Source organism: Mastigocladopsis repens PCC 10914 (assembly GCF_000315565.1).
GTDB lineage: Bacteria > Cyanobacteriota > Cyanobacteriia > Cyanobacteriales > Nostocaceae > Mastigocladopsis > Mastigocladopsis repens.
Genome location: NZ_JH992901.1, coordinates 1,995,672 through 2,006,239, shown reverse-complemented (window position 1 = coordinate 2,006,239; position 10,568 = coordinate 1,995,672). Strand labels below are relative to the sequence as shown.

The following is a 10,568-nucleotide window of genomic DNA, read 5'->3' as shown; positions in this document are numbered from 1 at the left end:
AAGCAATATGCCTTTTTGTTTGCTAAATCTACTGAAATGAGAAAGCAATTAGGCATTTTGAGAAAGCATTTAAGCATAATGAGAAAGCAATATGCTTAAATGCTTATTGAAATCGACTTGATCTATTTTCCTGATGCAGTGAGCAGTTATGGCGATCGTCTGCGCCAACTCACTCAGAATCAGCGAACTCGTTTATGGTTACAATTCTTTAGAAACAGCTTTAAGCTCCTCCTAAAATGATTTTGGGTCAGCTTGAAAGCAGTTTTTGCATCTGCTCTTTCAAATCCCGAATTTTGTCATCATTTGGGGCGATATCTAATGACCGGTTAAATGACACCAATGCTGCTTGGTAACACTGGAGGGCTTGATCATCATGAGATAAGTCTTTAAGTAAGTTACCCAACTTCCGTAGCGCAACCCCCTTGTTGTTGTGAGCATAGACGTAATTGGGAGCAAGTGTCAGAGCAGTATCGTAGGATGCAATCGCTTGCTCGTACGTAGTCAGTGCTTGTGTGTGCTGCGATAAGCTCGAGTGTAGGTCTGCCAATCTTTGTAGCGCAAGCCCTTTGTTGTTGTGAGCATACACGTAATTGGGAGCAAGTGTCAGAGCAGTATCGTAGGATGCAATGGCTTGCTCGTACCTAGAGAGTGCTTGTGTGTGCTGCGATAAGCTCGAGTGTAGGTCTGCCAATCTTTGTAGCGCATTCCCTTTGTTGTTGTGAGCATCCACGTAATTGAGAGCATATGTCAGAGCAGTATCGTAGGATGCAATCGCTTGCTCGTACCTAGAGAGTGCTTGTGTGTGCTGCGATAAGCTCGACTGTAGGTTTGCCAAACTTTCTAGCGCAAGCCCCTTGTTGTTGTGAGTTACAGTATCATCGGGAGTCAGGCGCAGTTGTAGATCGTAAGCAGCGATCGCTTCCAAATATTCCTGTTCTGCTTCCTGATATAGAGATAATGTGACAAAGTAATCACCTTCAGCATATGAAACTCTTCCTAACTGAAAAATGCTTTGAATTATTAACTCGTTTCTAACTTCTAATAAACTGCGACATTGCTCATAGCGACTCTGCTTTAAAGCTTCCTCAAACTTTTCTACCCACTCATTCACACCCCGTTGCCAATCTAAGCGATTAGCATGATAAATCGCTTCTGCCACTTCTCCAAGCTGGCGGTAGTACGTTTCTAACTCTGTATGTGCCTGCTGATGAATTGTTTTAATTTCTTCCTGATTTGATTCGTAATCTAAGCGTCGAACCAAATCATGGATACGATACCAATTCTGACCCCGTTGCTGCGCCTCCCAAACAAAGGAAAACTCTGTAAGAATATCAAACGCGGGCTTGACAGTGTCAAAGCGTAATTTCTGACCTAAGTATTCATAAATTGAAAAATTGAATGCCCGACAAGCACTCAGGGCGTGAACGGCATAAGCAATTTTTCGATCTACGTAACTCAGCAAGCGGTTAATGAGTTGAGACGCTTTCTCCTCAAAGCTGGTTGTTAAATCAAACGTAGGAAGCACTTGAGATGGTGCAGAAAGCAGTACGACATCGGCACACAAACCCAGTAAAAAGGGATGTACCTGACCTGAAGCATCTAGCGAGTAGTTAATAATACTTTGTTTTTGAGTTGCATCCTCAATTCCTGCTAATTGTAAATACTTATTAGCGTCAGTCGGTGAAAGATGATAAACAGACTGAGCATCAAGGCAATCTTGAGGAATGGGAAATTTATGAGATTTATCCCATTTCGGTAATTCTCTTCCGGCAACGACTGTTACTATGCCAGATGAGAGTTCCAACTCTGTAAGAAAATGCCGTAACCATTCATCTTCAGCAAAATAGCGCTCACCTTGAAGAACACCTCGTTCCTCCACACCCCAAAATGCCTCATGAGTATCAAAAACCAGGACTATTCTTTCTGGTGCATTTGGTTGGGACATTGCCGCATTTAAATCTTGTGCCAGCAGTTGTGGTAATTCAAAAATTAACTCCCTGTCTACATCCATCTCTTGAATTGCTTGGACATCTTCCTGCTTCAGTCCTCGCTGTTGTAAGAACAAGAGAAATTTTTCACCCAAATGTTTAGAAAAAAGACCTAAGACTGCTTTACCAATAGCACCCCACGAGGTGTCACTCAAAGCATTAGCAATTTCAACTAAAAAGTCGATTTCTTCTTGAGGAAACAGTTCTTTGAGCTTTTCTGCTGAAAGCTTATCTGCGTGGTAAGTTAATCACGGGATTGATTACTGATGAAGCGGCTGCCTAAGCAATTCTTGCCAAAATCTGAATTGGCAAAACAGTCTTTATGTGAAAATATTTCTCGGTTAAGTGTTAAGCGTAATACTGCCACAATTGTAATTAGGGGCGCGGTGTTGATAACAATCTTCTCAGTTTTGCAGCATAATTTGTCTAATTTGTTTGAGAACACGCATGATGTCATAAAGTTGATTGCGGTGGGGGAGAAGTAGGGAGAAAATATTAGATAAGTCGTATTGAGGGTTATGTTGAATCAAGAGTTTAATAAATTGGAATTCATCGCCATTTGTGATTAATCCATAGACGGCGCGTTCTGGGTTGGGGTTTCCCATCATGTAGGTGAGGGCTTGGGGTAAGGCGATGGAGAAAGCGATGGTTGATTTGGATTCGACAACTAATACCCAGAGTTGCTGTTGAATAATTAGGGTGTCGATGCGTCCTCGCAGCAATTCGTCTCTGTTTTCTAGGAGAATTTCGACTTCGGGTTCTGCGGTGATGAAGAAGGGTTCGTCGTATAAACTGGCTAGGGTTAATAAGGGGGAGATGACTAAATGATTGATTGTTCCTTCGGCTAAGGAACCGCGTTCTCTATGGCGCAGAAATCGGTTTCTGATTTGGTTTAACGTGGCTATTTCAGAGTCGGTTAGTTCGGGTAAGTCTTGCGTAAACTCTGAGGAGAATTGCTCATTGGTTGTTGGAGTCAGATTAAATCTTTCTCGGAGGTCAAGTAAGCTGGTGATTGTTTTTGATATAGGTTTTGTCTGAACCATAATTGCTCTCAGTTTGTGAGTGTTGGCAATTGGTAGAGACGTTCCGCCGGAAAGTCTCTACAATGTATGGGATTAGTTAGTGATAAACTCAACCTGTTGTTTGCTAAAATCCCAATGGACGTGGTCAACCTGACGATAAATATGCCGCGCATCAATAAATAACACCCTTGTCCTGGCTCTTACAAAATTATAGATGGAACCAAACCAGCATAATGCTTGCTTGAGTAACCTGCGTAATAACCCGGAGGCCTAACGCTGTGCGTGTCGTTCTTCCAGTAAATATTCTTATCAGAAAGCGATCGCCCTTTGGGCGGCTCCCTTTGGGAGCATCGCCCTTTGGGCGGCTCCCTTTGGGAGCATCGCCCTTTGGGCGGCTCCCTTTGGGAGCATCGCCCTTTGGGCGGCTCCCTTTGGGAGCATCGCCTCTGGCGGGCACTCCGTGCCATCGCCCCTCTTGCAGCAAGTTTCAGTTTGAGGCTAGCGATTGCTTAAACATAACTCCAAATCCTCAAGACTGGTTAGGGCTAGCGATCATGCCAACACGGGAGAACTGTAAGCTAAAGCTGACAGACAAGCTACTGCCAGATTATGCTTTAGAAAGCATTGTTGCTGACAAATCTTATGAAAACCTTCACTGCGATCGTTGAGCGAGATTCCGAGACCAAACTCTATGTAGGCTATGTTCCTGGTTTTCCTGGAGCACATTCTCAGGGAGAAACTTTGGATGAGTTACAGGAAAATCTGCGTGAAGTGATTGAGATGCTTTTGGAAGATGAAGAACTTGTATTCGAGACAGAATTTGTAGGTACACAACAGATTGTGGTTCAATAGAGCATGAGTAATGTTCCTATTCTCAAACCGCAAGAAGTTGTACGAATATTGGAAAAACTTGGGTTTGTGGAAGTGCGTCAGAAAGGTTCACACAAACAATTTCGTCACGAAGATGGGCGAGGAACAACAGTCCCTTTTCACAAAGGTCGAGACATATCACCAAGGTTACTACGACAGATTGCAGGTGACATTAGTTTGACGGTTGAAGAAATGCTGGATTGGCGGTGAAGTATAGGAGGTTAGTCATTCATAGCGATCGCATCCCTCCTGTAAGGTGTGTTGCGCTTTGCGACAACGCACCATAATCTCTTGTTCAGCAAAAAGAGTACGATCACAAGTGTATAACTATATTAATTTTAATCTGTGTCTGCAAAAGACATCTTTCACGAAGCAGTTAAGCAAGCTTTACAAAAAGAACAGTGGATAATTACAGATGATCCACTCAAATTTAAATTTGGTAACGTCAACTTTCAGGTTGACTTGGGTGCAGAAAGACTGGTTGCAGCCGAGAGAGCAGGTGAAAAAATTGCAGTCGAGATTAAGAGCTTTCTGAATCCTTCTGCAATTACAGATTTCTACGCTGCTTTAGGTCAATTCCTCAGCTATCGCCTAGCATTGGAAGCGACGGAGTCAGAGCGAGTATTATATTTGGCAGTTCCAGTAGATACTTATCGAACTTTCTTTCAATTTGAGTTTACGCAGACAGCAGTAAAAAAATATCAAGTTTTGTTAGTTGTCTACGACCCAGTGAATGAGGTGATTGTGCAATGGATAAAATAGCTAAATATCGAGAGTACATTCAGACCTTGCTTACTCGTTATGCTAATGACGATGTTTCAGATGATGTGGAGAATCAACTCATCTTTGATACAGAGCGAGATCATTATCAGTGGATGAATGTAGGTTGGCAACAATTTGATCGCGTTTATCGATGTGTGATTCATTTTGACATTAAAAACGGAAAAATATGGCTTCAACAGAACTTAACAGATCAAAATCCTGCTGAGGAGTTAGTTAAGATGGGTGTTCCAAAAGATGACATTGTTTTGGGATTGCAGCCTCCATATAAAAGGCAGTATACGGATTATGGCGTTGCATGAGGGGTTAGCCATATAAGTGGTTATGCAAAATTAACGATGAATAATCGAAAAAGCTGATCACTTTTTTCAGCCAAAACTATTTTACTTAAAAACAACACCGCGATAAATTTCCGCCATTGGCAATTCCATCCCAACTGACTCTAGGGAAATAGCTCCCTCCAAGCCGTTAAATTCACTGAGTAACCAACCTTGGGTTTGCTTGCTATAACGTTCGACAAAAGGTTCATCTTGCTCAACTAATAAATATTCCCTAAAACTAGGAATTGATCGATATATCCGAAATTTATTCTGTCGGTCGTAATCTGCGGTGGAAGGAGATAGTACTTCAACAATTAAAATAGGATTCAATACTTCATCTAAGCGCTCATTATTCAGTTGCGGTTCGCCATCAAAAACCATCACGTCTGGATATACTCCGCGTTGATGTTCAGGAATCCACAGCCGCAAATCGCTGTTGATTGGCTCAAATTGAGTATCGCGCAGCACAGAGGTAAGATAAGTCAAAATGTTCCGACCGATGCGGCTGTGTTTAAGCGTTCCTCCGGGCATGGGTATAATTTCTCCATCTCGATATTCGCTGCGTCCTTCCGCTTTTTCTTCGAGCGCGCGATATTCATCCAAACTGTAGCGGCGCTTGATGGTAGAAATCATAGGTCGTAGCCGATCGCATTGGCTATAGGACAATAAGATTATTTTGTCACAGATTTTAGTTGTGATCAGTCGAGTTTACACCTCAAAAACCAGGAGAATATCAATTTACGTGTGGAATAAATATGTTTCGTGGTGTGGTGGAAGCTCAATAACTTATGTAGAGACGCGCCATGGCGCGTCTCTACAAGCATGAAATTGTCACAAATAAACCTTTGCATTTAATGCAACCATGGAATTGACAAAAGCTAGGCTTAAAACTCTACCTATGCTACAGAGTCAGAAGGATTGAGGGTAGAACGATGATTTAATGACAGCATCACGCGGGAAATACCGGTGAAGAGAATGCTGACACCAACCAATGTTCCAATCACCCAAGGAGCATTGAAGGGCCACTGGAACCAAATCATTGCGCCCAAAAGCAGGGTAGTAACACCATTACCCAACGCCCAAGTCCAGTTTTGTTGTGGACGTAACCGGAATGCCAGAATAAGCTCAAATACACCTTCTGTCAGCAGAAAGCTACCTAACAATAGAGTCAGTGTGATAACTCCTGTAAAAGGATTCACAAATAGCATGACGCCCGTTGCAAAATAGAGAATACTCAGCAGGAGTTTCCAAATAAAGCCTCCCTGCTCGCGAGTTTGAAACGCGTAGCCCGCTTTAGCAGCTCCAGCAGAAATCAGCATCAAAGCAATCCAAGTTTCAGCGAAGATTGTTGTGACTCTAGGCACAGCAACTGCTGCAACACCCAGGACAGTGAGGAGAACGCCAATCCAGAGCGAGTTATTGCTACCCTTGTTGATATCACCTTTGTTGATATCACCAGAAACGTTGGTTGTCATAAAAATCTTTTCCCTGTAGTTAATTGAACTCTACAATTTAGGTTAGAAAATTTCTTAAGAACTTTATAGAACCCTAAGATATAAGCTGTACGAGACTCTACCCCCCTAAAAATAGATGTATTAAAACGTAAGAGGAAGTATTTTATCTCTGCATCCCTACTTCTCACCTAGCCATATTTCCAGGGTGAATTCTCCCCATTCTTCTGATGCCATCTATATAGATAAAACGGCACGATCGCAACATACGGAAAAGTTACTCCTAATTTTTCCATCAAGAAGCGGAGAAATAGAATGTCGTCACCTGGATTCGATACGTCTAATGCCTTATTGGCTTTGTCCAACAATTTAGCTGACACTGTAGAGCAAGTTGGAGGTGCTGTTGTCGCCATAAATGCTGGTACGCGGATTTCCCCTAGCGGTATCCACTGGCGCAACGGGATTATCGTCACTTCTGACGAGTCACTCCAGCGCTATGACGAAATCACAATCACCCTATCAAATAGTAGTACCGTACCAGTCACACTCATAGGGCACGACTCTAGCACCGATATCGCTGTCTTCAAAATCGAAAATGCAGACATACCTGTGGCAAAAATAGGTGACGCCAAAACACTCAAAGTTGGTCATCTGGTTCTGGGATTAGGAAGAAGTCACGAAGGTGACATTCGAGCAGCTATGGGTATTGTAAGTGTTGTCAGTGGTACTTGGCGAAGTATGAGCGGTGGTAATATAGACCAGTTCATCCGTCCAGACATCACGCTTTACCCTGGCTTTGCAGGTGGACCACTCGTAGATGCTGCTGGTTATGTGGTAGGTATGAATACATCGGGGCGGCGCGGTACGGCTATTACTATCCCAGCTTCTACAGTTAATCGGGTGGTTGATCAGCTGTTGGCAAAAGGACACATTGCACGCGGCTATTTGGGTTTAGGGATGCAACCCGTACGCTTACCAAAGAACTTGAAAACAGCACTCAATTTAACTTCTGCTGGTGGAGTCATTGTCGTTAATGTAGAGTCAAATGGACCGGCTGACAATGCTGGCGTGCTGATTGGGGATGTATTGGTCACTTTTGATGGGACTCCTGTAAATGATACGGGTGATGTGTTGGCGCTTTTGAACAGTGGCGATCGCGTTGGCAAAACTGTCAAAGTGCAGGTAATCCGAGGTGGGGCGTTAGTTGAGTTAGCAATAGTAATTGGCGAAAAATCAGCACCACAAGAGTAATACCAATTCAAAATTCACTCATCGGAACATGAATATTGCAACAATGACACGCTTCACTAATGAATTGGCTACACTAGCTGAAAATCTACGCAAAGTGACTGTAAAAGTGCGTAGTAGCTCTTATGGAGGTGGTTCTGGCGTTATTTGGCAACCAGACGGTCTAATTATCACGAATGCTCATGTTGCTACCAACAACCGAGCAACTGTGGAACTGTGGGATGGACGGGTATTTAAAGCTGTTCGTACCAATATAGACCCCACAAAAGATTTAGCATCTCTCAAAATTGACGCAACTGACTTACCGACTGCAACTATCGGCAATTCGGATGCTTTACGTGTGGGAGAATTCGTTTTGGCTGTCGGAAATCCTCTTGGTGATAGCGGTGCTCTAACAAGCGGGATTATTCACGCGAATCATCAACGTACAATTATGGCTGATATTCAGCTGTTTCCTGGCAATTCTGGTGGTCCACTTGCTGACTGTCTAGGGCGAGTCATCGGGATTAACACCATGATTGTCAACGGTTTGGGTGTGGCGATACCAAGCCTTGCTGTAGAAGGTTTTTTGCGGGGAAATCGTCAAAAGCTTGGTGTCACTGTGCAACCTGTGTATGTAGAGACGCGCCATGGCGCGTCTGTAAACAACAGCCACAACACGTCTCTACAAAACAAACGCAGCTTGGGTTTATTAGTGTTATCTGTCAATTCTGGAAGCGCTGCTGAAGCTGCTGGTGTGCTTGTCGGTGATGTCCTCATGGGAGTCTCAGGACAAAATTTTACCAGACTTAATGATTTAAACAACTATCTTGAGCGCATCGACAACAGCGAACCACTACCGTTGCAGATTCTGCGAGGCGGACGGCAATTAGTTTGTCAGGTGGCGGAGGTGGTATGATTCGTGTGTTTGTAGTTGCTGCTTCCCCAGTAGTGCGGGCTGGATTGTCAGCTGTCGTGACAACCAGTTCCAAACTGACAGTCGTAGGCAGTGCATCAGATTTGGATGCATTTACAAGGGAATTTGAGCAATTACAACCCGATGTTGTGCTGCTGGATGTGAGTGACAACTTTCAGGAATTCGTCTGGGAATTGCTTTCCTCACAACAGCAGCAATACCCATTTGCAATTATTGTTCTTGCTGATGTCGATAGTATAGACTTTGAAGCAGCCCTGCGTGCTGGTGTACGCGGCATATTGCCAAATACCAGCACAGAGTCAGAAATTGTCGCGGCTGTTGAGGCGATCGCCGCTGGACTGGTGGTATTCCACTCTGATACTATCGAGTCTCTGCTTCCTCTCAAAGAGTCGAGTGTGCGGGAAAAAGAGACGGCGAATCCTGTGCAAGCACTAACACCACGAGAAATAGAAGTTTTAGATATGCTTAGTTCTGGATTGGGTAATAAGGCGATCGCCAAACGTTTAAATATCTCTGAGCATACTGTTAAGTTTCATGTTTCATCTATTTTTCAAAAGCTGAGTGTCTCAACGCGCACAGAAGCTGTTGCTGTTGGTGTGAGGCTGGGTTTGATCATGTTGTGAGACTACTTTAATCCCAACTTGAGCCAAGAAAACACTTGCCCAACTGTTAACTGTAAGTTTATAAATTCCGGCACTGGTAATTTGCTTATTTTAGGTAAGTAAAAGACTTGCACCCACATCTAAAGAATGCCTGAGACTGAGAAAATGGTAATCGCAACCGCTTTCAGTTATACTCCATCGTGAATCCTACAACTCCAGCAGCAACCCAGTCACGCAAAGCCGACCACATCCGCATCTGCTTAGAAGAAGATGTGCAATTCCATCAAACCACAAATGGACTGGAACGCTACCGTTTTACCCATTGTTGCTTACCCGAACTCAACCTTGATGAGATTGACATTAGTACGACCTTTTTGGGGAAACAGCTTGGCGCACCACTGCTGATTTCTTCTATGACTGGAGGAACGGAACAGGCGGGAATCATTAATTATCGTCTTGCAGAAGTTGCCCAGCATTATAAAATAGCAATGGGTGTTGGTTCGCAACGTGTGGCAGTGGAAAAACCCCAAGTTGCTGATACCTTTGCCGTTCGCAAGTACGCCCCTGATGTTCTGTTGTTTGCCAATTTGGGTGCAGTCCAACTGAACTATAATTACGGTTTGGATGAGTGTTTGCGGATAATTGATATCGTAGAAGCTGATGCCTTAATTTTGCACCTCAACCCGCTACAAGAATGTATTCAACCTAGAGGTGATAAAAATTTCAAGGGATTGCTTGACAAAATAGCTAATTTATGCTTTAAATTAACTGTACCTGTCATTGTCAAAGAAGTAGGCAATGGTATTTCCTCAGCAATGGCAGAGAAACTCATCGCCGCTGGAGTCAAGGCGATTGACGTGGCTGGTGCTGGTGGGACGTCTTGGGCAAAGGTGGAAAGCGAACGGGCAGAAAGTACCCTACAACGCCGTTTGGGAAGGACATTTGCAGACTGGGGTTTGCCAACGGCGGAGTGTATTACTAGTATTCGTGCGATCGCTCCTGATGTGCCTTTAATTGCCTCGGGCGGGCTGCGTCATGGATTGGACATTGCAAAAGCGTTGGCACTAGGAGCAGATATTGCTGGTTTAGCAATGCCTTTTTTACAAGCGGCTGCTCTTTCAGAAGCCGCTGTTTACGATTTAGCTGAAATGTTAATTGCCGAAATCACCACTGTGTTATTTTGCACTGGTAACGCTACACTAGAACAACTAAACTGTTCAAAAAGTTTACAGAGAATATAATGATGAAAAAGGAATCAGAATGCAGAACTCAGAACTCAGAATGACTCCACCCCTCAGAGGATGGACTTTTAGAAGAGTGAAAAGTTTGTAGTATCGGTTTCTCCAGTAAAGGGAGGAGAAATTAAACAGA

General features: G+C 43.6%; 13 protein-coding genes. 9 read left to right on the top strand and 4 right to left on the bottom strand.

From position 1 onward, the window contains the following. Positions 1-247: 247 nt before the first annotated feature. Both MAS10914_RS32075 and MAS10914_RS0111005 read right to left on the bottom strand, forming a co-directional pair. Complete coding sequence (locus tag MAS10914_RS32075; protein WP_051151120.1) at positions 248-2,143, bottom strand: tetratricopeptide repeat protein; 1,896 nt, start codon at positions 2,141-2,143, stop codon at positions 248-250. 249 nt (positions 2,144-2,392) lie between these two features. Further along, positions 2,393-3,031 (bottom strand): hypothetical protein, encoded by a 639-nt coding sequence (locus tag MAS10914_RS0111005; RefSeq protein ID WP_017315989.1) that lies wholly within the window; start codon positions 3,029-3,031, stop codon positions 2,393-2,395. A gap of 257 nt (positions 3,032-3,288) precedes the next feature. Here MAS10914_RS0111005 and MAS10914_RS34095 point away from each other — a divergent pair, with 257 nt between their 5' ends. From MAS10914_RS34095 to MAS10914_RS0110980, 5 genes are all read left to right on the top strand, one after another. After that, positions 3,289-3,678, top strand: a complete 390-nt coding sequence (locus MAS10914_RS34095; RefSeq protein ID WP_156818131.1) for a hypothetical protein — start codon at positions 3,289-3,291, stop codon at positions 3,676-3,678. Further along, the gene (locus MAS10914_RS0110995) at positions 3,653-3,862 is read left to right on the top strand and encodes a type II toxin-antitoxin system HicB family antitoxin (protein ID WP_017315987.1); all 210 of its coding nucleotides are present in this window, start codon (positions 3,653-3,655) and stop codon (positions 3,860-3,862) included. The genes MAS10914_RS34095 and MAS10914_RS0110995 overlap by 26 nt, the downstream gene beginning before the upstream one ends. 3 nt (positions 3,863-3,865) lie before the next feature. Then, positions 3,866-4,090: a type II toxin-antitoxin system HicA family toxin gene (locus tag MAS10914_RS0110990; RefSeq protein WP_017315986.1), complete on the top strand. Its 225-nt coding sequence runs from the start codon at positions 3,866-3,868 to the stop codon at positions 4,088-4,090. A gap of 135 nt (positions 4,091-4,225) precedes the next feature. Next, positions 4,226-4,642, top strand: coding sequence for a XisH family protein (locus tag MAS10914_RS0110985; protein WP_017315985.1), 417 nt, complete (start codon positions 4,226-4,228; stop codon positions 4,640-4,642). After that, a complete protein-coding gene (locus MAS10914_RS0110980; RefSeq protein ID WP_017315984.1) occupies positions 4,630-4,962 on the top strand; it encodes a XisI protein in 333 nt (110 codons plus the stop codon). Before MAS10914_RS0110985 ends, MAS10914_RS0110980 begins: the two co-directional genes overlap by 13 nt. 81 nt (positions 4,963-5,043) lie before the next feature. Here MAS10914_RS0110980 and MAS10914_RS0110975 read toward each other — a convergent pair whose 3' ends face one another. Both MAS10914_RS0110975 and MAS10914_RS0110970 read right to left on the bottom strand, forming a co-directional pair. Then, positions 5,044-5,613 carry a Uma2 family endonuclease gene (locus tag MAS10914_RS0110975; protein ID WP_017315983.1) on the bottom strand — a complete coding sequence of 190 codons (570 nt, stop codon included), beginning with the start codon at positions 5,611-5,613 and terminating at the stop codon, positions 5,044-5,046. Positions 5,614-5,876: 263 nt separating this feature from the next. After that, positions 5,877-6,455, bottom strand: coding sequence for an HdeD family acid-resistance protein (locus MAS10914_RS0110970; protein ID WP_017315982.1), 579 nt, complete (start codon positions 6,453-6,455; stop codon positions 5,877-5,879). A 291-nt stretch (positions 6,456-6,746) separates the two neighbouring features. On the opposite strand from MAS10914_RS0110970, the gene MAS10914_RS0110965 reads away from it, so the two are divergent. The 4 genes from MAS10914_RS0110965 to fni all read left to right on the top strand — a co-directional run bounded on the left by MAS10914_RS0110965 (position 6,747) and on the right by fni (position 10,438). Next, positions 6,747-7,682 (top strand): S1C family serine protease, encoded by a 936-nt coding sequence (locus tag MAS10914_RS0110965; RefSeq protein ID WP_017315981.1) that lies wholly within the window; start codon positions 6,747-6,749, stop codon positions 7,680-7,682. Positions 7,683-7,710: 28 nt separating this feature from the next. After that, positions 7,711-8,577 carry a S1C family serine protease gene (locus MAS10914_RS0110960; protein WP_017315980.1) on the top strand — a complete coding sequence of 289 codons (867 nt, stop codon included), beginning with the start codon at positions 7,711-7,713 and terminating at the stop codon, positions 8,575-8,577. After that, complete coding sequence (locus MAS10914_RS0110955; RefSeq protein WP_017315979.1) at positions 8,574-9,218, top strand: response regulator transcription factor; 645 nt, start codon at positions 8,574-8,576, stop codon at positions 9,216-9,218. Before MAS10914_RS0110960 ends, MAS10914_RS0110955 begins: the two co-directional genes overlap by 4 nt. Before the next feature lie 179 nt (positions 9,219-9,397). Next, positions 9,398-10,438 carry a type 2 isopentenyl-diphosphate Delta-isomerase gene (fni, locus tag MAS10914_RS0110950; RefSeq protein ID WP_017315978.1) on the top strand — a complete coding sequence of 347 codons (1,041 nt, stop codon included), beginning with the start codon at positions 9,398-9,400 and terminating at the stop codon, positions 10,436-10,438. The last annotated feature ends 130 nt before the right edge of the window (positions 10,439-10,568 follow it).